At 59.4% G+C, this 26,010-nt stretch carries 23 protein-coding genes; 16 read left to right on the top strand and 7 right to left on the bottom strand.

Features of this window, described 5'->3' with window-relative positions:
* The first annotated feature begins 147 nt into the window (after window positions 1-147).
* The 9 genes from glpD (at window position 148) to arsB (ending at window position 10,639) form a co-directional block, all read left to right on the top strand.
* Window positions 148-1,668 (top strand): glycerol-3-phosphate dehydrogenase, encoded by a 1,521-nt coding sequence (gene glpD / locus HEP89_RS12335; RefSeq protein ID WP_168692135.1) that lies wholly within the window; start codon window positions 148-150, stop codon window positions 1,666-1,668.
* A gap of 76 nt (window positions 1,669-1,744) precedes the next feature.
* Window positions 1,745-3,238 carry a glycerol kinase GlpK gene (gene glpK, locus HEP89_RS12340; RefSeq protein ID WP_168692136.1) on the top strand — a complete coding sequence of 498 codons (1,494 nt, stop codon included), beginning with the start codon at window positions 1,745-1,747 and terminating at the stop codon, window positions 3,236-3,238.
* A 297-nt stretch (window positions 3,239-3,535) separates the two neighbouring features.
* Window positions 3,536-5,140 carry an ABC transporter substrate-binding protein gene (locus tag HEP89_RS12345; protein ID WP_023003397.1) on the top strand — a complete coding sequence of 535 codons (1,605 nt, stop codon included), beginning with the start codon at window positions 3,536-3,538 and terminating at the stop codon, window positions 5,138-5,140.
* A 118-nt stretch (window positions 5,141-5,258) separates the two neighbouring features.
* Complete coding sequence (locus HEP89_RS12350; RefSeq protein ID WP_023003396.1) at window positions 5,259-6,266, top strand: ABC transporter permease subunit; 1,008 nt, start codon at window positions 5,259-5,261, stop codon at window positions 6,264-6,266.
* A gap of 16 nt (window positions 6,267-6,282) precedes the next feature.
* Window positions 6,283-7,212: an ABC transporter permease subunit gene (locus tag HEP89_RS12355; protein ID WP_023003395.1), complete on the top strand. Its 930-nt coding sequence runs from the start codon at window positions 6,283-6,285 to the stop codon at window positions 7,210-7,212.
* 3 nt (window positions 7,213-7,215) lie between these two features.
* The gene (locus tag HEP89_RS12360) at window positions 7,216-8,052 is read left to right on the top strand and encodes an ABC transporter ATP-binding protein (RefSeq protein ID WP_055661219.1); all 837 of its coding nucleotides are present in this window, start codon (window positions 7,216-7,218) and stop codon (window positions 8,050-8,052) included.
* A 1-nt stretch (window position 8,053) separates the two neighbouring features.
* Window positions 8,054-8,884: a dipeptide ABC transporter ATP-binding protein gene (locus tag HEP89_RS12365; RefSeq protein ID WP_023003393.1), complete on the top strand. Its 831-nt coding sequence runs from the start codon at window positions 8,054-8,056 to the stop codon at window positions 8,882-8,884.
* A gap of 193 nt (window positions 8,885-9,077) precedes the next feature.
* Window positions 9,078-9,431, top strand: coding sequence for a metalloregulator ArsR/SmtB family transcription factor (locus HEP89_RS12370; RefSeq protein ID WP_055661220.1), 354 nt, complete (start codon window positions 9,078-9,080; stop codon window positions 9,429-9,431).
* Between the two features lie 161 nt (window positions 9,432-9,592).
* A complete protein-coding gene (gene arsB / locus HEP89_RS12375) occupies window positions 9,593-10,639 on the top strand; it encodes an ACR3 family arsenite efflux transporter (protein ID WP_168692137.1) in 1,047 nt (348 codons plus the stop codon).
* On the opposite strand, the gene HEP89_RS12380 is transcribed toward arsB, so the two are convergent.
* Entirely contained in the window at window positions 10,636-11,283 is a 648-nt protein-coding gene (locus HEP89_RS12380) for a GntR family transcriptional regulator (protein WP_168692138.1), read from the bottom strand. The genes arsB and HEP89_RS12380 overlap by 4 nt on opposite strands.
* Before the next feature lie 192 nt (window positions 11,284-11,475).
* Here HEP89_RS12380 and HEP89_RS12385 point away from each other — a divergent pair, with 192 nt between their 5' ends.
* Window positions 11,476-12,717: an FAD-dependent oxidoreductase gene (locus HEP89_RS12385; RefSeq protein ID WP_168692139.1), complete on the top strand. Its 1,242-nt coding sequence runs from the start codon at window positions 11,476-11,478 to the stop codon at window positions 12,715-12,717.
* Between the two features lie 42 nt (window positions 12,718-12,759).
* Here the strand turns inward: HEP89_RS12385 and HEP89_RS12390 are convergent, their stop codons facing one another.
* Together HEP89_RS12390 and HEP89_RS12395 are read right to left on the bottom strand one after the other, a co-directional pair.
* Window positions 12,760-13,185: a GNAT family N-acetyltransferase gene (locus HEP89_RS12390; RefSeq protein WP_168692140.1), complete on the bottom strand. Its 426-nt coding sequence runs from the start codon at window positions 13,183-13,185 to the stop codon at window positions 12,760-12,762.
* A gap of 223 nt (window positions 13,186-13,408) precedes the next feature.
* Window positions 13,409-14,095, bottom strand: coding sequence for a DUF2270 domain-containing protein (locus HEP89_RS12395; RefSeq protein WP_023003387.1), 687 nt, complete (start codon window positions 14,093-14,095; stop codon window positions 13,409-13,411).
* A 252-nt stretch (window positions 14,096-14,347) separates the two neighbouring features.
* Between HEP89_RS12395 and HEP89_RS12400 the strand changes: the two genes are divergently transcribed.
* Window positions 14,348-15,286: an MliC family protein gene (locus tag HEP89_RS12400; protein WP_077291790.1), complete on the top strand. Its 939-nt coding sequence runs from the start codon at window positions 14,348-14,350 to the stop codon at window positions 15,284-15,286.
* Between the two features lie 43 nt (window positions 15,287-15,329).
* On the opposite strand, the gene HEP89_RS12405 is transcribed toward HEP89_RS12400, so the two are convergent.
* Window positions 15,330-17,780 (bottom strand): Tex family protein, encoded by a 2,451-nt coding sequence (locus HEP89_RS12405; protein ID WP_077291791.1) that lies wholly within the window; start codon window positions 17,778-17,780, stop codon window positions 15,330-15,332.
* A gap of 407 nt (window positions 17,781-18,187) precedes the next feature.
* Here HEP89_RS12405 and HEP89_RS12410 point away from each other — a divergent pair, with 407 nt between their 5' ends.
* On the top strand, window positions 18,188-18,838 hold the full coding sequence (locus HEP89_RS12410) for a TetR/AcrR family transcriptional regulator (RefSeq protein ID WP_077291792.1): 651 nt from the start codon (window positions 18,188-18,190) through the stop codon (window positions 18,836-18,838).
* Here HEP89_RS12410 and HEP89_RS12415 read toward each other — a convergent pair.
* Both HEP89_RS12415 and HEP89_RS12420 read right to left on the bottom strand, forming a co-directional pair.
* A complete protein-coding gene (locus HEP89_RS12415; protein WP_077291793.1) occupies window positions 18,822-19,943 on the bottom strand; it encodes an ATP-dependent RecD-like DNA helicase in 1,122 nt (373 codons plus the stop codon). The genes HEP89_RS12410 and HEP89_RS12415 overlap by 17 nt on opposite strands.
* Window positions 19,944-20,351: 408 nt before the next feature.
* Window positions 20,352-21,674: an FAD-dependent oxidoreductase gene (locus tag HEP89_RS12420; RefSeq protein ID WP_168692141.1), complete on the bottom strand. Its 1,323-nt coding sequence runs from the start codon at window positions 21,672-21,674 to the stop codon at window positions 20,352-20,354.
* Window positions 21,675-21,959: 285 nt separating this feature from the next.
* Here HEP89_RS12420 and HEP89_RS12425 point away from each other — a divergent pair, with 285 nt between their 5' ends.
* The gene (locus HEP89_RS12425) at window positions 21,960-22,895 is read left to right on the top strand and encodes a fatty acid desaturase (protein ID WP_075284089.1); all 936 of its coding nucleotides are present in this window, start codon (window positions 21,960-21,962) and stop codon (window positions 22,893-22,895) included.
* A complete protein-coding gene (locus tag HEP89_RS12430; RefSeq protein WP_209014626.1) occupies window positions 22,892-23,719 on the top strand; it encodes a PhnD/SsuA/transferrin family substrate-binding protein in 828 nt (275 codons plus the stop codon). Before HEP89_RS12425 ends, HEP89_RS12430 begins: the two co-directional genes overlap by 4 nt.
* A 78-nt stretch (window positions 23,720-23,797) precedes the next feature.
* Here HEP89_RS12430 and HEP89_RS29840 read toward each other — a convergent pair whose 3' ends face one another.
* Entirely contained in the window at window positions 23,798-23,926 is a 129-nt protein-coding gene (locus tag HEP89_RS29840) for a hypothetical protein (RefSeq protein WP_267480514.1), read from the bottom strand.
* Between the two features lie 168 nt (window positions 23,927-24,094).
* On the opposite strand from HEP89_RS29840, the gene HEP89_RS12435 reads away from it, so the two are divergent.
* A complete protein-coding gene (locus HEP89_RS12435; protein WP_062487111.1) occupies window positions 24,095-24,997 on the top strand; it encodes a LysR substrate-binding domain-containing protein in 903 nt (300 codons plus the stop codon).
* 122 nt (window positions 24,998-25,119) lie between these two features.
* Window positions 25,120-25,428, top strand: coding sequence for a hypothetical protein (locus HEP89_RS12440; RefSeq protein WP_077291796.1), 309 nt, complete (start codon window positions 25,120-25,122; stop codon window positions 25,426-25,428).
* Window positions 25,429-26,010: the final 582 nt, after the last annotated feature.

Raw genomic sequence — 26,010 nt, forward strand, 5'->3', positions numbered from 1 at the left:
GAGTGGTCTATTTAACCCCGGCGGAGGCGCGAGCTTCTTGCCGGGGTGTTTCGTCTTGGTGTGCGAAATTGTTGATTGAATTTCGAGAAGTTTCGTTTTATTTTCATTTTCAATCCTGAGACGCAAAAACACAGGCCGGGGACAGTTATGGCTGCGGATTACGATCTTTTGATCATTGGTGGGGGCATCAACGGAACGGGCATCGCCCGCGACGCGGTCGGCCGGGGGGCTTCGGTTCTTCTGGTCGAAATGGGTGACCTTGCCGGCGCCACATCGTCGGCCTCGACCAAGCTCATCCACGGCGGGCTGCGCTATCTGGAATATTACGAGTTCGGTCTGGTGCGCAAAGCGCTGAAAGAGCGTGAAGTGTTGTGGCGCGCAGCGCCGCATATTGCCTGGCCGCTGCGGTTCATCCTGCCGCATCACAAGGACCTGCGTCCGGCATGGCTCCTGCGGCTCGGCCTCTTCATGTATGACCATCTCGGCGGGCGGGAATTGCTGCCGGCCACCAAGACCGTGCGCCTGGATCAGGCTCCGTTCTCGCAAGGGCTCAAGAAGCTCTTCAAGAAGGGGTTCGAATATTCGGACTGCTGGGTGGACGATGCCCGGCTGGTGGTTCTGAATGCGCGCGATGCGGCTGATCGCGGTGCCGAAATCCAGACGCGCACCAAATGCATCAGCGCGCGGCGCGACGGCGACGTCTGGCAGGTCGTTCTAAAAGACTTTGCAAGCGGCGAGGAAAAGACCGTCACTGCCAATGTGCTGGTCAATGCCGCCGGGCCCTGGGTTGCGGACATGCTGAGCGGCGTTACCGGGGCGAACAACAGTTCCAGCGTCCGGCTGGTCAAGGGCAGCCACATCATCGTCAAGCGCCAGTTCGAACACGACCGTTGCTTCATCTTCCAGAACGGTGACGGCCGGATCGTGTTCGCCATTCCTTATGAAAACGACTTCACACTGATTGGCACGACCGATGTCGATTTCCAGGATGACCTGAGCAAGGTCGAGATCTCGAAAGACGAGATCGCGTATCTGTGCAAGGCGGCGAGCGAGTATCTGGCAAATGCGATCACGCCTGAAGACGTGGTTCATACCTATTCCGGCGTCCGCCCGCTCTACGATGACGGCGCAAAGGATGCCAAGGCAGCGACGCGCGACTATGTGCTTGAGCTGGATGCGGGCGATGCAAAGCCGGCGATCCTGTCCGTCTTTGGCGGCAAGATCACGACCTATCGCAAGCTTGCCGAGCATGTCCTGGAAAAGTTGGAGCCGTATCTGCCTTTCAAGCGCGGGGTTTGGACGGCCTATGCGCCGCTGCCGGGCGGTGATTTTAAGGTGAGCGAGTTCGATGCGGAAGTGTCACGCCTCAAGGCTGATTATCCGTTCCTGGACAAGGTCTTCGCCACTCGTCTGACCCGTCTTTACGGCACGGATGCGCGTTTCATACTCGGGGAAGCAAAGACGCTCGACGATCTCGGCCGCTGTTTTGGCTACAATCTACATGAAGCGGAAGTGAAATGGCTGGTCCGCCGCGAATGGGCTCGCAGTGCGCAGGACATCCTGTGGCGACGGACGAAACTGGGGTTGCGGCTCAGCGGGGAGGAAGCTGCCGAGCTGGACACCTATCTGTCGGCTTATCTTGCGGAGCAGGCCGGCGCTGCGGCATAGTTTTATCAAACGGAACCAAATGACCTGCCGGCCTTGCCGGCAGTTTTCATGACAAGAAGAAAACGGGAGGTGCGCCATGGCCGGATGTGTTTTGGCAATAGACCAGGGCACGACGTCGAGCCGGGCAATTGTCTTCGGCGACGATTTCCATCCAATCAGTGTGGGGCAGCAGGAGTTTCCGCAACACTTCCCGAAGTCGGGTTGGGTGGAGCATTCGCCGGCCGATATCTGGACGAGTACGCTGCGCGTGTGCCGGGAGGCGCTGGAAAAGGCACCGTCCGGTGGCGCGGATGTTGCCGCGATCGGGATCACCAACCAGCGAGAAACCACCCTTGTCTGGGACCGCTCAACGGGCGAACCGGTCTACAACGCCATTGTCTGGCAGGATCGGCGTACGGCCGATTTCTGCGCGAAATTGCGCTCGGAAGGCCGCGAAGGAGTTTTTTCCGCCAAGACGGGCCTGTTGCTGGATCCCTATTTTTCCGGAACCAAGATCGCCTGGATCCTCGAAAATGTGGACGGTGTGCGCGAGCGTGCGGAACGCGGTGAGCTTGCCTTCGGCACCGTCGACACATGGTTGATCTGGCAACTCACGGGCGGCAAGGTACACGCTACCGATGCCACCAACGCTTCCCGGACGCTGATCTACAACATTCACGAAAACAAGTGGGATGAAGAGCTGTGCAAGCTCCTCAACATCCCGCAGAACCTGCTGCCCGAGGTCAAGGACAGTGCGGATGATTTCGGCGTCACCGATACGGAATTGTTCGGCCGGGCAATACCGATCCTCGGTGTTGCCGGCGACCAGCAGGCCGCGACGGTCGGGCAGGCATGCTTCAAGCCGGGAATGGTCAAGTCCACCTACGGCACGGGTTGCTTTGCACTGATGAACACCGGGTCCAAACCGGTCCGGTCCAACAACCGCATGCTGACGACCATCGCCTACAGGCTGAACGGCGAAACCACATATGCGCTCGAAGGGTCGATCTTCGTTGCCGGTGCTGCCGTGCAGTGGCTGCGCGACGGTCTGGGGCTCATCGAAAGTGCCGGCGACACGCAGTCACTTGCCGAACAGGCAGATCCCAACCAGAACGTCTACCTTGTTCCTGCCTTCGTTGGTCTTGGCGCTCCCTATTGGGACGCGGAAGCCCGGGGAGCGCTGTTCGGTCTGACGCGAAACACGGGTCCGAAGGAAATTGCCCGGGCGGTCCTGCAAAGCGTCGGTTACCAGACCAGCGACCTGGTTGAAGCCATGCGGGCAGACTGGCCGGAGGCCGAACAGCCGGTGCTCCGTGTCGATGGCGGCATGACGGCATCCGACTGGACGATGCAGTTCCTGGCCGACATTCTGGGCGCGCCGGTCGACCGGCCGACTGTCCCGGAAACGACGGCGCTCGGGGCTGCGTGGCTCGCCGGATCGAAGGCAGGTATCTGGCCTGGCGCCGAGGCATTTTCGGCAGAATGGAAGCTGGAAAAGCGTTTCGAGCCGCGTTTACAGGAAAGTGAGCGGGCCAGATTGCTTGCCGGATGGCAGGACGCTGTCAAACGAACCCGTTCTACGCAGGATTGAGAAATTCAGGGGCTCCCGTTGTTGCGGGAGCCTTTTGTTTTCAGGCGGTTAGATGAAGCTTGAAAAACGCTGCCGTTGCGGTATTTGTTTCTCGTGAGTTAACGTTGCCGCATTAAAAATTTACGGCAGCAACTCTTACCTAGCAAAAAAATTTCAAAAACATCCTCAAATTAGAAATATGTTGGCAGTTGATTTTCTGCCAAAAAAACGCCTTAGTTTGCGCTGGCTTGGGCTTAACTCCTTTGCGCGATTCAACGATGCAAGGCCCTTGCTCTTCATCAAGGGGAGAACAGTTTGATGAATTTCCAAAAAACCTTGAAGGCATCCCTTCTTGGCGTAAGCCTTGCTGTGATTGCAGCAACCGGCGCTTCTGCAAAAAACCTGGTTTATTGCTCTGAAGGTTCGCCTGAAGGCTTTGATGCTGCACTTTACACCGCAGGCACGACGTTCGACGCTTCCTCCAAGCCGATCTACAACCGGCTTGTCGAGTTCAAGCGCGGCACGACCGAAGTGCTGCCGGGCCTGGCTGAAAGCTGGGAAGTTTCCGAAGACGGTCTGGAATACACCTTCAAGCTGCGTCAGGGTGTGAAGTTCCACACCACCAGCTTCTTCACGCCGACCCGTGAATTCAATGCAGACGACGTGATCTTCACCTTCGAGCGTCAGCTGAAGAAGGATCATCCGTGGCACGAATACACCGCCGGTACCGCGTGGGAATATTTCGATGGCATGTCCATGCCGGACCTGATCAAGGAAATCGTCAGGGTTGACGACTACACGGTCAAGTTCGTCCTGAACCGTCCGGAAGCACCGATGATCGCCAACCTGGCGATGGACTTCGCTTCCGTCGTGTCCGCCGAATACGCAGCCCAGCTTGAAGCAGCCGGTTCCAAGGAACAGCTGAACCAGCAGCCGGTCGGCACCGGTCCGTTCTCCTTCGTGGGTTACCAGAAGGACGCCGTGATCCGTTATGCGGCAAACCCGGACTACTGGGGTGGCAAGCAGCCGGTCGACAACCTGATCTTCGCGATCACTCCGGATGCAGCCGTGCGTCTTCAGAAGCTGAAGGCCGGTGAATGTCACGTCATGCCGTACCCGGCACCGGCCGACATCGCCGACATCAAGGCTGACGGCAACCTGACCCTGATGGAACAGCAGGGCCTGAACGTCGGTTACCTCGCTTACAACACCAAGCAGGCACCGTTCGACAAGCCGGAAGTCCGCAAGGCGCTGAACCACGCGATCAACAAGCAGGCGATCCTCGACGCAGTTTTCCAGGGCTCCGGCCAGGCTGCCAAGAACCCGATCCCGCCGACCATGTGGTCCTACAACGACGCCGTTGAAGACGACGACTACAATCCGGAACTGGCCAAGGAAATGCTGGCAGCAGCTGGTGTATCCGATCTTTCCATGAAGATCTGGGCAATGCCGGTACAGCGTCCGTACAACCCGAACGCTCGTCGTATGGCTGAAGTCATGCAGGCCGATTTCGCGAACGTCGGCGTGAACGTCGAGATCGTTTCCTACGAATGGGGTGAATACCTGTCCCGTTCCAAGGACGAGAACCGCGACGGTGCCGTGCTTCTCGGCTGGACCGGTGACAACGGTGACCCGGACAACTTCCTGGCCGTTCTGCTCGGCTGTGACGGTGTCGGCGGCTCCAACCGCGCCCAGTGGTGCAACGAAGAGTTCGACGCGCTGATCAAGAAGGCAAAGACCGTGACCAGCAAGGAAGAGCGCACCAAGCTCTACGAAGAGGCACAGGTCGTGTTCAAGGAGCAGGCTCCGTGGGCAACCATCGCGCACTCCGTGGTCTTCATGCCGATGTCCTCCAAGGTCTCTGGCTACGTCATGGACCCGCTCGGCGGCCACTGGTTTGACGGCGTGGACATTGCGGAGTAAATCCGCCTAACTCGAAGAGGGCGCTGGCAGCAATGCCGGCGCCTTCGGACATTCTGGCCGGCGGATGCTTTCCTGACATCAGGTCGTTTCCGCTGGCTCTTCGTATCTGGAACCTGACATGCTTCGCTTTCTTCTAGGTCGTCTCGGCCTGTTGATACCGACATTCTTCGGCGTCACCCTCGTCGCCTTCTCGTTTATCCGCATGCTGCCCGGCGATCCTGCCGAACTGCTCGCAGGCGAGCGCGGTATATCTGATGAGCGGAGGGCTCAGGTCCTTGGCCAGCTTGGCTTCGACAAACCGCTCTGGCAACAGTACCTCGACTACATCGCAGGTATCTTCCAGGGGGATCTGGGCACGTCCTTCGTGTCGAAGAAGCCGGTGCTGGATGAATTTCTGACACTGTTTCCGGCGACTGCCGAACTCGCGCTCTGCGCCATCATCATTGCCGTCTGCCTTGGCATTCCCGCCGGCATTTTCGCGGCCGTGAAGCGCGGATCGGTTGCCGACCAGGCAATCATGGGCACGGCGCTGGTCGGCTACTCGATGCCGATCTTCTGGTGGGGCCTGCTGCTGATCATCCTGTTTTCGGGAACCCTCGGCTGGACACCGGTCTCCGGGCGCATCTCGCTGATGTTCTTCTTCCCGCAGGTCACCGGCTTCATGCTGATCGACAGTCTGTTGTCCGGCGAGAAGGGGGCCTTCCTCTCCGCCGTCCGGCACCTGATCCTGCCGTCCATCGTTCTGGCGACCATTCCGATGGCGGTGATCGCACGCCAGACACGATCCGCCATGCTGGAAGTTCTGGGCGAGGACTATGTGCGCACGGCCCGCGCGAAAGGCCTGCCGCCCCGCGCGGTGATCGGTCTGCATGCGCTGCGCAATGCCCTTATCCCGGTGGTGACCACCATCGGCCTGCAGGTCGGGGTGCTTCTTGCCGGCGCGATCCTGACCGAGACTATCTTCTCCTGGCCGGGCATCGGCAAATGGCTCGTCGACAGCATCTCGCGCCGCGACTACTTCGTGGTCCAGGGTGGTCTGCTGCTGATTGCCGGGATCATCATGATGGTCAACCTGATCGTGGACGTGCTCTACGGCCTGATCAATCCGCGAATTCGCCACAACTGAGCCGGGGACAAGGAAAATGACAAATACCTCGCCGGCTGCGAAAGCCGATCAGACCAAGCTCCAGGCAGAAAGCCGCAACGCCACCAAGGCGCAGCTTGTCGAGTTCTGGTACTACTTCTCACAGAACAAGGGTGCCGTTGTCGGCCTCGTGGTGTTCGCGTTGCTGGTCCTCATGGCCATCTTCGCGCCGCTGGTCGCACCGCATAGTCCCGACTTTCAGTATCGCGACAGTTTCCTCGTGCCTCCGGTCTGGGAGGAGGGCGGCAAGGCCGCGTTCCTGCTGGGAACGGACGCCGTTGGCCGTGATATTCTTTCGCGCCTCATCTTCGGCGCGCGCTTCTCGCTGTTCATCGGTGTTGTCGTTGTCACCATCGCCCTTGTCGGCGGTGTCGTGATCGGCCTTGTCGCCGGTTACATGCGCGGCATGACCGACACGCTGATCATGCGTGTGATGGACATCATCCTGGCATTCCCCTCGCTTCTGCTGGCCCTCGTGCTGGTGGCTATCCTGGGGCCCGGGCTGATCAACGCCATGATCGCAATTGCCATCGTGCTGCAGCCGCATTTCGTGCGTCTGACCCGCGCGGCCGTCCTGTCCGAACGCACACGGGACTATGTCGTCGCGGCGAAAGTGGCAGGTGCCGGGCACATGCGGCTGATGTTCAAGACGATCCTGCCCAACTGTCTGGCGCCGCTGATCGTTCAGGCGACGCTGTCGTTCTCCAACGCGATCCTGGATGCGGCCGCCCTCGGCTTCCTGGGCATGGGAGCACAGCCGCCAACACCGGAATGGGGCACCATGCTTGCCGAAGCGCGTGAATTCATCCTGCGCGCGTGGTGGGTGGTAACCTTCCCGGGTCTGGCGATCCTGATCACCGTTCTTGCCATCAACCTGGTCGGTGACGGTCTGCGCGATGCGCTCGACCCGAAACTGAAGAGGAGCTAAGCCATGTCTCTTCTTGAAATCAGAAACCTGAAGGTCGAGTTCGACACCGCCAAGGGCCCGTTCAAGGCGCTCGACGGCGTTGATTATGCGGTCGATGCGGGCGAAGTCCTGGCGATCGTCGGCGAATCCGGGTCCGGAAAATCCGTCGCCATGCTGGCGACCATGGGTCTGCTGCCGAACACGGCAACGATCACCGCCGACAAGATGGAATTCGAGGGTCTCGACCTGCGCACCCTGTCGGCCAAGGAACGGCGCCGGGTGATCGGGAAAGACATCTCGATGATCTTCCAGGAGCCGATTGCCAGTCTCAACCCGTGTTTCACGGTTGGCTTCCAGCTCAGTGAAACATTGAAGACCCACATGGGGTTGAAGGGACGTAAGGCCCGGGACCGGGTGGTCGAGATCCTGACCTCCGTCGGTATTCCGAACCCAGCCGAACGCCTGTCCGCATTTCCGCATCAGATGTCCGGCGGCCAGTGCCAGCGCGTGATGATCGCCATGGCAATTGCCTGTGCCCCGAAATTGCTGATCGCCGATGAGCCGACGACTGCCCTCGACGTGACAATCCAGAAACAGATCCTGGATCTCCTGGTCAAGCTGCAGCAGGACAGCGGCATGGGGCTGATCATGATTACCCATGACATGGGCGTGGTGGCCGAAACGGCCGATCGTGTCATCGTGCAGTACAAGGGCCGCAAGATGGAGGAGGCCGACGTGCTGTCCCTCTTCGAAAACCCAAAGAACCCGTATACGAAGGCATTGCTTTCAGCGCTGCCGGAAAATGCCACGGGCGACCGCTTGCCGACGGTGAGCGACTTTGCCGAAGCGGGAGGTTTCTGAGATGGCTGACGATGTGATCCTCAAGGTCCGCGATCTGTACCGGACCTATGACATCAAGGGCGGCATGTTCAAGAAGGCGTCGACCCTGACTGCCGTCAAGGGTGTGAACCTGGATGTGGAACGCGGCACCACCCTTGCCGTGGTCGGCGAAAGTGGCTGTGGCAAGTCGACCCTTGCGCGCATGCTTACCATGATCGACGCTCAGTCTTCCGGCCTTATCGAGATCGACGGCCTGCCGATCGATATCTCCAAGACCGGTATTTCCCGAGAAATGCGCCAGAAGGTGCAGATCGTTTTCCAGAACCCCTATGGCTCGCTGAACCCGCGCCAGAAGATTGGCCATGTTCTGGAAGAGCCGCTTCTCCTGAACACCGACATGCCGTCGGCAGAGCGCCGTGACCTGGCGCTGCAGATGCTGGAGAAAGTCGGGTTGCAGCCGGAGCATTACGGCCGTTATCCGCACATGTTCTCCGGTGGCCAGCGCCAGCGCATCGCGATTGCGCGGGCGATCATGATGAAGCCGAAGTTGCTGGTGCTCGACGAGCCGGTCTCCGCGCTTGACCTGTCGGTCCAGGCGCAGATTCTGAACCTGCTTGCAGACCTGCAGGAGGAAATGGGCCTCACCTATGTGTTCATCTCTCACGACCTGTCGGTGGTGCGCTACATCGCAGACAAGGTGATGGTGATGTATTTCGGTGAAGTGGTGGAATACGGCACGCGGGACGAGGTTTTCGAGAACCCGCAGCACGATTACACCAAGACACTGTTCGCCGCGACGCCGAATGCGGATGTGGAAAGCATCAGGAAACGACTGGCTGCAAAGGCTGCCTGAACCGGCAGTTCTGTCAGACGCGGAAAATAAGACCCTCGCTCTTTCCGGAGCGGGGGTCTTTTGCTTTCGGTCACGGAGCTGCCGGGATTGACCTGCGCTCACATTCCCGCCCGGTCGCAGCTTCGGTTTGCAATTTCTCGCAATGCAGCAATTTTTGGGTTGCATAGTTCCATATTTCGAGTATTCTCGAAATATGGAAAAAGAAGACGCCCTGAATGCATTGGCAGCTCTTGGTCAGGAAACCCGCCTCGACGTCTTTCGCCTGTTGGTGAAGGCCGGAAAAGAAGGCATGACCGCCGGTGCCATCTCAGATGCACTCGATGTGCGTCCGAATACCCTGTCGACCCACCTGGGCGCCTTGTCCCGTTCCGGCCTTGTGCACGCCGAACGGGACGGGCGCTCGATTTGTTATCGGGCGAGCCTGGAAGCGATGCAGGGCCTCGTGACCTACCTGTTGCAGGATTGCTGCGGCGGCAACCCGGAACTCTGCGCACCGATCGCATCGCTTGTGGCCGGTGGCGGCTGTGAACCAGGTGGGAAGTGCTGACATTCAGGAAACAGATACGCCTGGATGCCGGAAGGGGGTTCCTTTCGACTGCAAGGCAAGCTGCGTGACCGGTTCTGAGCGAATTGATGTTGAGACACCTCGGGCAGGTTTTCCACGCTGCTCCCTGGTTTGCTGAAATGCCGATGTGAGAGAGAGTTGGAATGACACAGGAAACGTCACCCATGGGGCTCTTCGAGCGCTTCTTGTCGCTCTGGGTTGCCTTGTGCATTGCCGCCGGGGTCGGGCTCGGCGCCCTCTTTCCCGGGATCTTCGAGGCGATCGCCTCTCTGGAATATGCCAGCGTCAATCTGGTTGTGGCCGTACTCATCTGGGTGATGATCTACCCGATGATGGTCAACGTCGATTTTGCCTCGCTGAAGGATGTCGGCCGCAAGCCGAAGGGGCTCTGCATCACGATCGTCGTCAACTGGCTGGTGAAGCCCTTCACGATGGCTGCACTCGGCATCCTGTTCTTCGAGCACGTATTTGCGGGGCTGGTGGATCCGCAGACTGCGAAAGAGTACATCGCCGGCATGATCCTGCTCGGGGTTGCGCCGTGCACGGCCATGGTCTTCGTCTGGAGCCAGCTGGTGCGCGGCGATGCCAACTACACGCTGGTCCAGGTCTCCATCAACGACATCATCATGGTGTTTGCCTTCGCGCCCATCGCAGCGCTGCTGCTTGGTGTGACAGACATTGTCGTGCCGTGGCAGACCTTGCTGCTGTCGGTGATCCTTTATGTGATCATTCCGCTGGTGGCCGGCTATTTTACCCGCAAGGCGCTGGATGGATCGGGGAGCGACGAGCGCATCGCCGAGTTCACGGGAAAGGTCAAACCCTTCTCCGTCATGGGGCTTCTGGCAACCGTTGTCCTGCTGTTCGGATTTCAGGCGCAGACCATTCTGGAAAAGCCGCTGGTGATCGTGTTGATTGCCGTGCCCCTGCTGATCCAGAGCTATGGCATTTTCTTCGTCGCCTACGCCTGGGGGTATCTGTGGCGGGTGCCGTTCAACACCGCCGCGCCGGCAGCGCTGATCGGGACGTCCAACTTCTTCGAACTTGCCGTGGCCGTTGCCATCAGCCTGTTCGGTCTGAACTCGGGCGCTGCCCTTGCGACGGTTGTCGGTGTTCTTGTGGAAGTGCCGGTGATGCTGTCCCTGGTCGCCTTTGCAAACCGGACACGGTCTCACTTTCCGGCGGCTGCCTAACCGGAGCCGCTGACCAGCGTTGTTGCCTGACGGCGCAGGTACAGCATCAGGTTTTCCGCGTGATCCATCGCGGCGGCCTCGTCTCCGGCGGCAACGGCGCGCATGACCTCCATGTGGCTCCAGGCTGCCGGGGTGAGATCCTCCTCACCAAAATGGCGGTACCAGAACCGGCGGCTCTGCGTCTGCAAAGGGGCCAGAGCCTTTGCTGCAAATGGGTTGCAGGCAGCGGCCGAAACGACTTCGTCGAAGGCTTTGTCCAGGCGCAGATAGTCCGCCACGTCCGGCTTCGCAGCCGCCTCGCGCATGTCTAGCGCAATCGCTTCCAGGGTTCTGCGGTCGTCCTTGCTGGCAAGCCGCGCTGCCAGCCCTGCAACGAGACGTTCCAGGGCGTGGCGGGCCTCAAGGACCTTCAGAAAATCGGACGGGTTCATTTCCGCAACGACAATGCCAAGCCGCGGCCGGATGCTCAAAAGGCCTTCCCAGGACAGCCGCTGAATGGCTTCGCGTATGGGTGTTCTGCCAAAACCCAGTCTCTGTGTAAGCGCGGCTTCCGTGACTGTTGCCCCTGGTTTCAGTTTCAGGGTCACGATTTCTTCTTCCAGCAGGCGGTAGGCCTGAGTGGATCGGCTGGAATCTGCGGACATGAAAGTCTGAGCCTTTATATGTTTCAGATGTGCGAGTGATATATCAGAAGGTTGGCCGCTAGACGAGCCTTGCCGGTTCTGGCAGGACGGTGAACCTGAAAACAGACTGTTGGTCCGGTCGGTGGATCCTTGCGATACCCGCATTGTTTCGCCGAACAGGTCGTTGATCGCGAACGAGAAAAGACACGCCGAATGAGCAAGGGACATGTCCATGTGATTGGTGCGGGCATCGTCGGGCTGGCGACTGCTGCCAGCCTGGTGCAACGCGGATACGGCGTAACGGTGCTGGACCGCGAAGGCCCTGCGGCAGGCGCAAGCCAGGGCAACGCCGCTGCCATCGCCTGGACAGACGTTGCGCCTCTTGCTTCGCCTGGTCTTTGGAAACAGGCCTTCAAATGGATGCTGGATCCGCTGGGTCCCTTGTCGGTCCGTCCGGCTTATGCGCTCAAGATCCTGCCGTGGATGCTGCGTTTCATGGCAGCTTCAAACCCTGCAAAGATGGCGCAGAGCACGAAGGCGCTGGCGGATCTGAATGGAGGCGCTCTTCCGGCGTGGGAAGCGCTCTGGCGGACAACGGGAACCCACAACCAGGTGCGCCGGGACGGCTGCCTGGAACTGTTCGACACGGTGCAGTCGCTTGAAGCCTCGCGCGCGGGCTGGGCGGAGCAGCGCGACTACGGCATCAAGGTTGAGGAGCTGGATGCATCTGCGATCCGGGATCTGGAACCGGACCTTTCTTCCCGTGTCGTCGGCGGGGCACTCGTGCCGGACTGGGTGCAGGTGGATGAGCCCAAGGTCCTTTGCCTTTCGGTTGCCGAGTGGCTGTCATCTCAGGGTGTCAAGTTCGAGGTTGGTGAGGTCAGCCGCTTGCAGCCCAATGACAAGGGCTGTGACGTGATCCTGAAAGATGGCAGCACGATCGCGGCCGAGCGACTGGTCATTGCCTGCGGGGCATGGTCGAAGGCCCTTGCCGCGCAGCTGGGAGATCCGATCCCGCTGGATACGGAGCGCGGTTACAACATCACCATCCCGAACCCCGGCGTTAACGTGAACCGCATGATCATGCTGTCCGGTCACGGGTTCGTCCTGTCGCGTCTGTCCAGCGGCTTGCGTGTCGGCGGGGCGGTGGAATTCGGTGGTCTCGACCTGCCGCCGAACTGGCGCCGCGTGGACGCAATGCTGGCCAAGGCAAAGCTGTTTTTCCCGGAGCTCAAGTCGGAAGGCGGCAAACGCTGGATGGGGTTCCGCCCGTCCATTCCTGACAGCCTGCCGGTCATCTCGCCGGCAACACGGCATAGCAGCATCTTTTATGCCTTTGGCCACGCCCACCACGGTCTGACGCAGTCTGCCGTCACAGGGCGGATGATTGCGGACATGATCGAGGGCGCGCGGCCTGATATCGATCCAGCGCCCTTTGCGGCAAGCCGGTTCTGAGCCAAAGCCTGTTGCGGCGGCCCGAAGGCCGCCGCTTTCCTGTCAGGGCTTCATCGTCATTTTAATGCTGACGTGCTGTGCCTGTTCGTGAAAGTATTCTTCGGTCGGCACAAAGCCATAGGCAGTGTAAAAACGCCGGCCGCGAGCATTCTCCTTGAAGACTTCAACCGTGAGCGGCCCCTTCTGTTTGACCGCGTGATCCACAAGGGCCCTTCCGAGGCCGCGTCCATGATATTGCGGGTCCAGAAACAAGCCGCCGATGTAGTTGTCCAGCAGCGAGATGAAACCGACGGCAACACCATTGATCTCCGTGACGTAGGTTTCCGCCTTTGGCAGATAGATGTCGCGGATGGCAATGGCGGCCATGTCGTGGAAGTCGTCACTCAGAAACGGGTGGGCGAATTCACTGGCCTTGCGCCAGATATGGATGATCCGTTCAGCGTCCTGGCTGACATAGGGTCTGATCATTTGGATAACATTGTCCTCGTCCGATCATGAGGTCACGACCGGGTGGTGTCTCTCTTCAGGTTTGGCAAATGCACTCCATGACAGCGGAGGCGATTTGCGGATGGGCACCTATGGGTGCCCGAGAGGTCAGGACATAAAATCTCCGAAGTGGACTGAGAGGCCCATACCACACCCTGCTGCCGGAGGAAAAGACACATGCTTCTCGAAGCTGACATCGGCTGTCTCAGATCGACTGCATCGGCGAGCGGCGTTTTTCCCGGTAGAGCTTGTCCAGCCGCAAGGTCACGATGGCAAACACCACCCAGCTGGTATGAAAGACAAGACCTGCAAGCATGACGGTCCATCCGGGGATCGGCCCTATCGCCGCCCGTTGGAACACGTCGGCAAGGCTGGTCAGTGGGACGGGGTGTATCGCCAGCTTGCCGTAGTAGGCGACAGCCTGGATCGCCAGGATCCAGGAATAGTTGCTGCGCAAGCGCCGTCCTGCCGCCCTGACCAGCGAGATATGATAATGCGGCATCTCATAGTCGTCGGAGAGCATCGTTGCCCAGCTTCCGCGCATGGGCACTTTGCCTCCAGCGAGGATAGGCGCGTAAAAGTCCGTCTCCATCAGCCGTGCCCGGGCCCGAAACATGTTGTAGTAGCGGTAGCGGCGAGCTTCGAAGATCAGGAAAACAGTTACCAGCAGCCCCACCAGCACCATGGGCAAGGGTGAGGCTTCCTTGTTGGAGAATGTCGCGGACAGGGCGATGCCGGTGGTGACGACGGCCCAGTTGGTGGTGTTATCGAGGCGGGTGCGCCAATGTGTGCTGCGAAACACCTCCGCGCGGTAAAGGTGGGCAAGCGCGGTGAGCGTGCCGGACTCCATGTCCTGCTTGGGCCAGTCCTGTTCCTGATCCTTCTGAGACATATTCCGTTCCTAAACGGACTTCCTTTTAAAACAGAGTAATGCAGTTTCCCGCTATTGCCAGAGGGGCAAAATTGACCATGGCGAAGCCGGGGAAGGGCGCGCGCTGCCTGTCTGACATAGTGCCGCGCAAGTAGCCGCAAAACGAAGTTCCATTTCCTGTTCGTATGACCTAAAGTTCGTCGTTGAATACAGTAATTTTCTCCGAAGACGCTGCATTTCCTCTTAAGTAACTTCAATAGAACAGGCATTTTGATGAGCAGATTTTCGCTTTTTGTCGTGCTGGCAACACTTGTTTTGCCAGCCAGTTTCGCTTTCGCCTCACCGGACGTCGATTTCCCGCAAAACGGTGCATCCTACGGCGGCAAGGTTCGCAGTGGTCCTGGTATGCAATACGGGCAAAGTGGCAGTCTCCGTCAGGGGGATGCCATTTTGATCCTGTCCGGTACCGGGGTCATGATGAATGGATACGAGTGGTTCCAGGTCAGGTACCGCAACGGACAGACAGGCTACCACTGGGGCGGGCTGTTCTGCTCGGAGCGCCCATACCCGGGGATATATGAGGTCTGCGGAGGCCGGCCTCAGGTCCAGAACCCGGTGCCGCAGCAACCTGGTGGCCAACTGTCGGCAGCTCCTGGTGTGAATGGCCAGAATGTTGGTGTCGTCCGGCATTCTGGCGGCAGTTTCACAAACGTTGGAAACGGCCAGTGGCAGGAAGCGGACGTCTACGGCACCGTGAATTTCCATTTTCAGGAATTCGGCCGGGACGACTGGTCGGTGTATCTCCACGATGCTTCAAGAAATGTGACGCTGCAGCTGGATCTGCATCGGCGCATGATCCTTTATGCGCAGGGAAATGGTCCGCGGTCGGACCTATACCAGATCACCGATGCCTTTCCGGCGCGCAACTATCAACCGGCAGCAGCTGGCAATGTGGCGCAGCCGGCCGCCGGTGACTCAATCACGGTGCATTACACGTGCACCGAAGGATTGCCTTTGACGGCCACCTACGTGCAAAGCGGCAATGGCCACCTGATCTACACCATTGACGGTCACACGCCGAGACGGCTCGAGCAGGTCGTCTCAGGGTCAGGCGCGCGTTATACGGACGGTCAGTACACGGTTCACAGCAAGGGACGGCAGCTCTTGCTCCAGTCGCCTTCGGGCATCGATGAATGTTACGAAAACCAGTAACAGGTTGATCCAGCGGCGCTGATAACGCCGCTGGATCAGTCCGTCATTTCTTCTTGTTCATCGCTGCGGCGAGTGCCGCGGCCAAGGCGTTGTTGCCGCTGTCTCCGCCGGAGGACTTCGGCGCGCCGCCACCACGGGGGCCATTTCCGCGCGGGCCGTTACCGCCGCCGGGTCCCTTGCCGCTGGGGGCTCTGCCTCCCGGACCGTTCCGGTTCTGGCCACCCCTGTCCTGACCACCACGCTCGCGCTGGCCCTGGTAATCTGCCTGGGACTTCATGGTCATGGAGATGCGCTTGCGTGGAACATCCACTTCCAGGACCGTCACCTTGACGATGTCACCGGCCTTCACGACCTTGTGCGGATCATCGACGAACCGATCAGCCAATTGGGAAACATGCACCAGCCCGTCCTGATGAACACCAACATCGACGAAGGCGCCGAAGTTGGTAACGTTGGTGACCGTGCCTTCCAGCTTCATGCCCGGTTTCAGGTCGGAAATTTCCTCGACGCCGTCCTGAAGGGTCGCGGTCTTGAATTCGGGGCGCGGGTCGCGGCCCGGCTTTTCCAGTTCCGACAGGATGTCCTTCACGGTTGGAAGGCCGAATTTCTCGTCGGTGAATTCTGACGGTTCGAGGCCTTTCAGCAGTGAGGCATCGCCCATGATCTGGCGCACGTCGCGGCCGCAGGCCTTCACGATCCGTTTTGCCAAGGGATAGGCTTCCGGGTGGACGGAGGAGGCGTCGAGTGGTTCCTTGCCTTCGTTGATGCGCAGAAAGCCTGCGCAAAGTTCAAAAGCCTTGGCGCCGAGGCGCGGGACTTCCTTGAGCTGGGTCCGACTGTCGAACCGGCCGATGGCTTCACGGTGTTCGACCACGGCCTTTGCCAGACTGTCCGACAGGCCGGAAATGCGCGACAGCAGGGCGGGAGAGGCGGTGTTGAGATCAACGCCGACGGCATTCACCGCGTCTTCGACAACCGCATCCAGCGCACGGGCCAGCTTGGTCTGGTTGACGTCGTGCTGGTACTGGCCGACCCCGATGGACTTCGGTTCGATCTTGACCAGTTCGGCAAGCGGGTCCTGCAGGCGGCGGGCGATGGAGGCCGCGCCGCGCAGGGAAACGTCGACATCCGGCATTTCCTTCGCCGCCAGTTCCGAGGCCGAATAGACCGAAGCACCGGCCTCGTTGACGATGACCTTTACCGGGCGCTGGGCGGCGGGAATGTCGGCAAGAACGTCACCCGCCAGCTTGTCTGTTTCACGGCTGGCCGTGCCGTTGCCGATGGCGATCAGGCCGACCTTGTGTTTCGCGATCAAGGCGAGGAGAGCGGCGCGGGAGCCGGAAACATCATTGCGCGGCTGGAACGGATAGATGGTCGCGGTTTCGACCAGCTTGCCGGTTGCATCGACAACGGCAACCTTCACACCTGTCCGGATGCCGGGATCGAGGCCGAGTGTGGTTCTGGAGCCGGCGGGCGCTGCCAGCAGAAGATCCTTGAGGTTGCGGGCAAAAACCTGGATGGCTTCTTCTTCCGCCTTGTCACGCAGGACACCCATCAGGTCGAGTTCCAGGTGCAGGGCAAGCTTCACCTTCCAGGCGAAACGCGCAGCTTCCATAAGCCACTTGTCGCCAGGGCGGCCCCGGTCAGCGATGCCATAGGTGTCAGCAACCATCTTTACGGCGGGCAGGACAGGGGAGACGTCGTCAGCATCAACCGTCAGGTCGACAGACAGGATGCCTTCGTTGCGACCACGGAACAGCGCAAGGGCGCGGTGACTCGGGATCTTGGACCATTGTTCGGAATAGTCGAAATAGTCGGCGAATTTCGCACCTTTTTCCGCCATGCCGTCGATGAGTTTCGATTGAACGACACCACGTTCCTCGACATGGCGGCGCAGGCGGCCGACCAGCTCGGCGTTTTCGGCAAAGCGTTCCATCAGGATCTGGCGAGCACCGTCAAGCGCCGCCTTGGTGTCGGCAACGCCCTTGCCTTCATCCACGTAAGCGGCCGCTTCGGCTTCGGGGTCTCGGGTGGGATCACCCAGAAGAGTGTCGGCCAGCGGTTCCAGGCCGGCTTCACGGGCAATCTGTGCCTTGGTGCGACGCTTCTTCTTGAACGGCAGATAGATGTCCTCAAGCTGGGACTTTGTATCGGCTGCCTGAATGCTGGCAACAAGATCGTCTGTGAGCTTGCCCTGCTCTTCGATTGATTTGGTTATGGCGACGCGGCGGTCTTCCATTTCGCGCAGATAAATCAGCCGCTCTTCGAGCTTGCGCAGCTGGGTGTCGTCAAGCCCGCCGGTGGCTTCCTTCCGGTAGCGGGCGATGAATGGCACCGTCGAACCTTCGTCCAGCATCTGGACGGCCGAATTCACCTGGCCGGCCTTGCAGCCGATTTCATCCGCGATCCTCTGTGCGATGCGCAGGGCGGTCTGGGCGGACAGGTCGGCCTTGGGAGTGGACGTGGTCGGGTCGGTCATCGATACGCTTGCCATTTACGAAAGGTACTTTCCGTCGAGAAAAATCTGAGCCGCAGACGATAAGCCCCCTCAATCGGGCGGAAAAGGGACCGATGAGCTCCGTCCACTGTGAAATACCGAAAGATTGCCGGATCGGGCGCGCCGGATTGAAACGAGCTGAGCCCAATGGCGAACCAATTTCACAGCAGGCAGTGCAGTGAAATTGTTTTGGTATGCACTTTTGGGTTGAATGGTGGGTAGTTCCTGTACGAATTGCAATAAATTGCGTATTCTGCGTTGAAAACGAGCAGCTATTCTTTCAACAGGATGTCGTGGTCGGTTGGTGGTGCGCATGGTGGGCAAGGGCACACATCCTGCCGAGGTTCAAGGTTCCCGAGCTTTAATAACCGGATCACACGGTTTGTTATGAGGAGTGCAGACCGATGGCGCGCGGACGGCCAAGAAAAATCGATACCAAAGACGCTCTTCATTCCGTGATGATCGCCTTTTGGCAGAACGGCTATACCGGCACATCCATGAGCGATCTTGCCGAAGCGTCAGGCATGGCCAAACCGGGCCTTTATGCCGCGTTCGGCGATAAGGAAGCACTGTTCGAAAAGGCGCTTCTGCATTATTTCGAAACCTATGGCGGGCCGGTTTTTGCCAGGTTGAAACGGGCTGAAAAACACGTTGTACAGGACTTCAGGGATTTTCTCGGTGCCGTCGCGGACCTGACGCTGGACAAGGAAACGCCGGCTGGATGTTTTCTCGTCAATGCGCTTGTCGATTGCACATATGGCGCTCAGCGGCATCAGGAAGTCGTGCTGAACCTGAGGGCTGCACGGTTCAAGGCCATCAGGGATCGCCTTTTAAAGGCGGTTGCCGCGGGGGAGATGTCTGAAGATACCGACGTGGACCGGACGGCAACCTTCATCGACGGACAGTTTTCGGCAATTGCCCTGCTTGGGCGCAGCGGCAGCAGCGAGAACGACCTCAGAACCTTTATCGAGACCGGTCTCCAGGCACTTCCTGCCAGCAATGATCTGCAGGAGATTTCCGAAGCCGCGTTCGACTCGCCTATCTTACGACAGTGATCTTCTCGGCGGCGCGGGTGACTGCGGTATAAAGCCAGCGGCTCTTGTGCTCGCGGAATGCCCAACTTTCATCGAACAGGACAACGTTGTCCCACTGCGAGCCCTGGGCCTTGTGGACGGTCAGCGCATAGCCGTAGTCGAATTCGTCCGCCTTGCGCCGGATGGCATAGGGAATGCTTTCCGCGCCATCCTCGAACATGGCCGGCAACACCTTCACCTTGACGGCGTTTCTCGAGAGCTCGTCCTCGGACACGACATCGAAGCGCAACGTGTTGCCACGTGGGGGCCGCAGGCGCTTGACCGTCCATAGACCGCCGTTCAAAAGCCCCTTGGTCTTGTCGTTCCTGAGGCACACCAGCTTGTCGCCGACCGCTGGCATGGGAGTGGAGAAATCCTTCAACTCGCGAATGCGGGCGTTGTAGAGCCTGCGCGTCTTGTTGGTGCCGACCAGCACCTGATCGGCGGCAAGGATCTGGTCCTTGTCGATGTCGCGCCGGTGGATCACCCGGCTTTCGCCGAATGTGCCGTAGTCGAGCTGGCCACCGTCGCGAATGGTCATCGACATGCGCACGATCGGATTGTCCTGCGCCTGCCGGTGAACCTCGGTCAGCATCACGTCGGGTTCTGCTTCGGTGAAAAAGCCGCCGCCCTTGACCGGAGGCAGCTGTGCCGGGTCACCCAGCACCAGAACAGGCGTGCCGAAGGACAGAAGGTCCTTGCCCAGGTCTTCGTCCACCATGGAGCATTCGTCGATGACGATCAGGCTCGCGGTCGAAGCCTGGCTGTCACGCTTGATGGCAAACTGCGGGCCGCTGTCGTCATCATCGTCGTCAAGGTCGTCTTCTTCCTTGGCCGAGCGTGGGCGGTAGATCAGCGAATGGATCGTGCCCGCGTCCTCGCAGCCTTTCTGGCGCAGCACATGAGCAGCCTTGCCGGTGAAGGCGCCAAAACAGACGTCGCCGTCGATGCCTTCCGCCAGATGCCGGGCAAGCGTTGTCTTGCCCGTGCCCGCAAAGCCGAACAGGCGGAACACCTGCCTGTCGCCGCGCTTTAGCCAGGCAGCGGCTTCTTTCAGGGCTTCATCTTGTTGCGGGGACCAGGCCACGGAATGCTCCTTCAGGATCAGAACCGGTTGCTTACCCCGAAACGGGCGATTCGACCACGGCGGAATTGGGGGGGCTTGAGGCCGTTATGTTCAGGCGCGCGCACCGGGCGTTCGTCCAGCGAAGCCAGACAGGAGCCGTTTCCAATCCAGACGCCAGCCTCAGACCTTGCCGTAGTTCCAACCCCAACCCCAGCCGCAGCCGTAGACCCAGGCTCAGCCCCAACCCAGTCCCAACCTCCCCCTCATCCTGAGGAGGGCCGAAGGCCTGTCTCGAAGGATGGGTAGCACACTCAGGAGCAAGTAGCCCATCCTTCGAGACGCGCACTTTCGTGCGCTCCTCAGGATGAGGGGGAGGGTTGGGGATCGCCCCTACGATTTCGGCTCAGAAGAACAGAAGCTTGAGTGAAATTACCCGAGCACCGAAAACGAACTTTCCTTCGTCAGCTCGCGCTTGCGGGAGAACGTCGCCGTGTTGAGCGTGTGGGGGACATGCTCCAGCTTGAATTGCAATGGCGTGGCGTCATGATCGTTGCCAGCTTCGCAGTAACCGATCAGATCTGTCATCAGGCGCCCGGCAACGGTTGCGTTCTTGAACTGGTTGCCGCTGGTTCCGATGGCCAGGTAGTAGCCATCGACATTGGTGCGGTCGTAAATCGGAAGCCAGTCGTCCGTCGCATCATAGAGCGCTGCCACACCGACAGGGTGTTGGGATACGCCCAGCTCGGGAACTCGTTGAGAGTAGCGGTAGGCATAGGTGAGACCGCGGTCAGTCAGGTCCATGGCGAAATCGTCGGGATCTTCCACGAGATGCGGGTCGCAGGCAGGGTTCTGGCTGCCGATCATCAACTGGCCGCCGCCACCTGGCTTGACGTAGACGGAGATGTCGTTGTCGGAAACGACCAGACCTTCGCGGGAATAGTTCAGACTTTGAGGCGGGGCGATCTGAACCACTTCCTGGCGCAGCGGGCGGTGGCCGATCTTCAGTCCGGTTTCGCCTTCCAGGAGCGCGTTCACCTTGCCGGAATGCGGGCCAGCGACATTGATGACGATAGCTGCCGGGATATGTTCGCCGTTCTCAGTGAGAACACCGGTGACACGGTTGTTCTCTACCGGAATCTTGACGATCCTGGTCTTGAAGCGGAACTGCGCCCCAAGCTTGGCTGCCGCATCCTTCAGGTTGCGGGCGGCGATTTGCGGATCGTCGACGTAGCCACCTGCCGGGAAGAAGACACCTCCCTGAAGAGCGCCACCGGTCGGCATGCCGAAGTCGTCGTCATCCATGGTTTTCGCCGGAGCGAAACAGTCCAGGTTGTAGCCTGGGAGTTCCTGTGTGATGCGGTCGGCCGACCAGTGTTCATAAGGGATGCCGAGGGCGTCGGCATGTTCCAGAACATGCTTCTGGTAGTTGTCGGATGCGGTCTTCATCACCAGGGTGCCGGTCTCGATGAAATGCGCCAGTTCCCCGGCGTCTTCCGTTTCCAGATAGGCCTGCCAGTTCTTCCAGTCGTGATAGCCTTCAAGGGCCATCGCCGTGCCGTCGCGCGTGGAATAATAGGTGCGGATCACCGCCGCGGAACTGGAGGTGGAGCCATAGCCGGCTGCCGGCAGGGCGTCGACATTCAGTGTCTTGTAGCCCTTGCGCGTCATGGACAATGCGATGGCGCAACCGATGATGCCGGCACCGATGATAATCACGTCATGGCGGTTCGGCGTTTCGTTTGATGTTGGCATGGCAGTCCTTCCTTCCGGCGTTTCGCCCAGAACAGAGGACAGTCCCTTTTTTGTCTAGCGGCAAAACCGCCACTTGATGTTCCGATCCAGTCATATCGTTTGTCGGAAAGGCTGCAGATGCAGCTAAAAATCATCATCTGTTTACAAATAAAACCATCATGCTGAGTTTGCTAAATATCGTGGAATTTGTTCTCAAGTCTCAAATTGTCCTGAAGATGGCCCGCGCGCATAGTCAAACCAGTTCATGTCGGTTTACGCCGATTTTTCAAACATTTGGAGACTTCCTTGCCGCGCGCGAAATTCTGCGAGTGGCCGACATTGGCCCTGATTCTGGCCACCTCGTCGGCTTGGGTTTTGTTGATAGGGTTCTATTCCGAGCTTGGACCTTTCGTGGTCTGCCCCCTGGCGGCGATTCTGGTGACACTGCAATCCTCACTGCAACACGAGGTGCTTCATGGTCACCCCACGCGCAGTCCCGCACTCAACGAAGCCCTGGTCTACTGCTCGTTCGGCCTGTGCGTGCCGTATCGCCGCTTCAAGTCTCTTCACCTGCGCCATCATAACAATGACCGGCTGACGGATCCCTACGACGATCCGGAAAGCTACTATCTCGCCTGGGCGGACTGGCAGAGCCTTCCCCGTCCGATACAAATGATCCTGACGATCAACAACACGCTATTGGGCCGGCTGCTGATCGGGCCGGTGGTCTCGATGGTCGGTTTCGTGGGAGCCGAAATCCGGATGATGCTTGCGGGGGACAAGGTCGTCATGCGCGCCTGGGCACATCATGTTGCCGGTGTGGTGCCGCTTGTCCTGTTTGTCACTCTGGTCGGCGGCATGCCGTTCTGGCTGTATGTTCTCGGGGTCGCCTATCCGGGCATGAGCCTGTTGATGCTGCGCACCTATGCGGAGCACCGTGCGCATGAACATGCGGAGGCGCGGTCGATCATCGTCGAGTTCTGCCCGGTGTTCTCGCTTCTGTTTCTGAACAATAATCTCCATGTCGTTCATCACGCCAATCCGCGTGCACCCTGGTATCATCTTCCGAAGATCTACCGCGCTGCCCGCTCGGAATGGCAGGAGCGGAACGGCGGCTATGTCTTTGCGAGCTATTTCCAGTTGGCCAGGCACTATTTTTTCAAGGTGAAGGAGCCCGTTGTGCACCCGATCAAATACAATGAGACCAGCGGATTTCCTGCCGCGGAAAAGGCGGTGTCTTGACCGGTGGATCTTTTCTAGCTGTCCGGCTGCCGATGTACGACTGGCCGGAGGTACGTCATGCCACGCGGGATCTTGAAAGCGCGCTCCAGGGCGCGCTTTGCAGCGTTCTGGGACTGAGTGAAAGCGATAACCGGCCATGGCAGAATGGGCAAGATCTGGTGGCGGCCTGGACGGACCCGGATCTCCTCTTGTCGCAAACCTGCGGTTACCCCCTGACCCATGCACTTGCGGACAAGGTCCGGCTCGTGGGGACGCCTCACTACGATGCGGAAGGGTGCGATGGTCCACGATATTGCAGTCAACTGATCGTCAAGCATGACAGCTCCCACCAAAACCTGGAGGGCCTGCGCGGTCACCGGGCGGTTTTCAACGGATCGGACAGCCAGTCAGGCATGAATACTTTCCGTCATGCGGTGGCACAGCTTGATACTGAGGGCGCTTTCTTTTCAGACGTCATTGTGAGCGGGAGCCACCTGGCGTCGTTGAAGGCCGTTGCGGAGGGCAAGGCCGACATCGCATCCATCGATGCAGTTTGCTGGGCACTGGTCTGCCGGGAAATGCCGGAGCTGGCGGCGCAAGTTCGGCCGCTTGGCCGCACAGCATCCGCGCCCGGGTTGCCGCTGATCACTTCCCGCCGTTTCAGCGATGCGGAACACGCACTTATTAGCGATGCCGTTGCCGAGGTGCTTTCAGCGCCTGAAACGCAACAAAGCCGTGAACGCCTTGGCATTCACGGCTTTTCGAAACTGTCTTCCGACGATTACGCGGTCATCTTGAAGATGGAAGCCGAGGCGGCAGAGCGCGGGTATCCCGTGCTGGCCTGACGCTGGTTTCGCACCCTCTGGAAAATTGTCAGATTGCCGGCTTCAGGCCGGCAATCGGCAGTTATCCAGATCGTCGGATCAGCGTTTCTTGGACTTCTGAGCTTCGCGCTGACGCAGGGCCTGGTTCATACGAGCCAGCTCTGCCGTGGTGTGTCCGCTGACGACACCCATGAGGTTGGTGCCGAGGGCTTGTGCAAGATAGGTCATGGCGTTGCCAATCCTGAGCGTATTCGATTGTTACAAGAAAGTGCGGTCCACTGCTTAAACGCGAGGCCGCTTGCCTGCTATATGGGCAGAACTTGCAGTTCAATCAATCGAATAGTATTCATCTATTCGTTCAAGAAAATTGAACTGAACTTCTGGGAAATCTGGACCATGCAAAAGTTGCCCGGCACCGGCATGCCGCTGATCGATCTGGATCTTTACAGGACCTTTTTGGTGATCGCGGAAACCTCAAGTTTTTCAAAAGCTTCCGAGCTTGTTGGGCGAACGCCGTCAGCAGTTTCAATGCAGATCAAAAAACTTGAATCGATCCTCGGGGTTTCGGTGTTCGCCCGGGAAGGGCGCACCGTACGTATGACTACGGAAGGCGAAGCTTTGCTTGGATATGCGCGGCGTATCCTGATGCTGAACGAGGAAGCTGTTTCGCTGTTCCTGTCTCCTGAAGTGGAAGGCGAAGTCCGCTTCGGAGCGCCGTCCGATTTCGGCACCAGGTTCCTGCCCAACATTCTTTCACGCTTTGCACGCTCTCATCCTGGTGTGAATGTGGACGTGCATCTCGATGGCAGTCCGATGCTGGATGAGAAGGTGAAGAAGGGGGAGCTGGACCTTGCGCTCTTTACCGCCCGTCCGGGTACCGCACTGGCGCGGGGAGGCACAATCGTCTTCACCGAGCCGCTGGTCTGGGTAGGACTGGAAGGTGGTATCGCCTATGAGCGCGATCCGTTGCCGCTTGCCGTTTCCACGCCCGGGTGCCCCTGGCGCAGAGCTGCGCGGGTTGCGCTGGACGATGCCCAGAAGCCTTACCGCGTTTCCTACACCAGCTTTCACAGTGCCGGCCAGGAAGCCGCACTTCTGGCGGACCTTGCCGTGGCTCCCTTTCCGGCGAGTGTGGTCGAGGCGCCCCTGATGGCCCTGGACGAACGGCATGGCCTGCCGGAAATCGGCGACTATCACATTCTCATGGCCGAGCGGGCCCATGCGGGCAAAGCCACTCATGCGTTCGCCAAGCATGTTGCCGAAAGCTTCAAGGACCTCAGCCACGGCGTCTCGGTCTGAAGTCAGTCTGTCGCGTTAACCATAATTTCTGTTTCACGGGACAAACCCGCAGGACCTCTGGCGCAAAAGTTAACGAGCGGTTACGATTCATGGTAAATGAAGCGTTAACAGCGAGACGTGTCATGAATTCCATCTGCAAAACCCTGCTGGCCGCAGCCGGCTTTAGCATCGCCCTTGGAGCCGCGGTGCAGGCCGAAAGCGGCACGACGCGCATTGTCCACGACGAACCTTATGGTGCCATCGTGACCAAGGAAGCCGGTGTGCTGGTGTTCCGCGGCCTGCCACCGACCCGCAAGGTGATCGTCAATCCGGACGGCAAGACGCCGCTGGAACTGAAGCAGACCGAAGTGACCGAGACCAACGTGATGGTTTTTGCCGATCAAAGCGATTACGTGCGCGCCCTCGGCCCGAAGATCATCCGGTTGAAGTAAAGTCCGAGAACCGGTCTGCAGGCGTGTTCTGATAAGCCGACTGGCGTCTGCCATCGGTTTGCTTAGGTCGCATTATTATCTGCCAGTCCCCACCAAACTCCTCATCCGGAGGAGGGCTGAAAGCCCGTCTCTAAGGATGGGCCACTTGTGTTGGCGTTTGTCGCCCATCCTTCGAGACGGCGCTTCGCACCTCCTCAGGATGAGGGGGGAGAAGTTCGGGATGAGGGGAGCGGAAAGCGGAGTTCAGCAAAGGCGAAGAATCGGGGTGTTCCGGATGGAGTGACTGCGCAGGTCTCTGAATCGATCTGTCGCTCTGCGCTCTGCGCTCTTCGGAACTCGGCAGGTATCCTCAGTGCTGGGACGCTCTTGTCCGCTCAACTGTCCTCGTCTTCCCTGCCTTTTCGTGCCGACCCCACCTCCGGTAAATCCTAATCGTTCCCTACACCAACCCCTCATCCTGAGGAGGGCCGGAGGCCCGTCTCGAAGGATGGCCGCTTGTTCCCGAGTATGCTGCCCATCCTTCGAGACGGCGCTTTGCGCCTCCTCAGGATGAGGTTGAGGGGAGCCCGGGAGGATAGGGGG

This window comes from Labrenzia sp. 5N, from assembly GCF_012395805.1.
In the GTDB taxonomy this organism is placed as follows: Bacteria; Pseudomonadota; Alphaproteobacteria; order Rhizobiales; family Stappiaceae; genus Roseibium; species Roseibium algicola.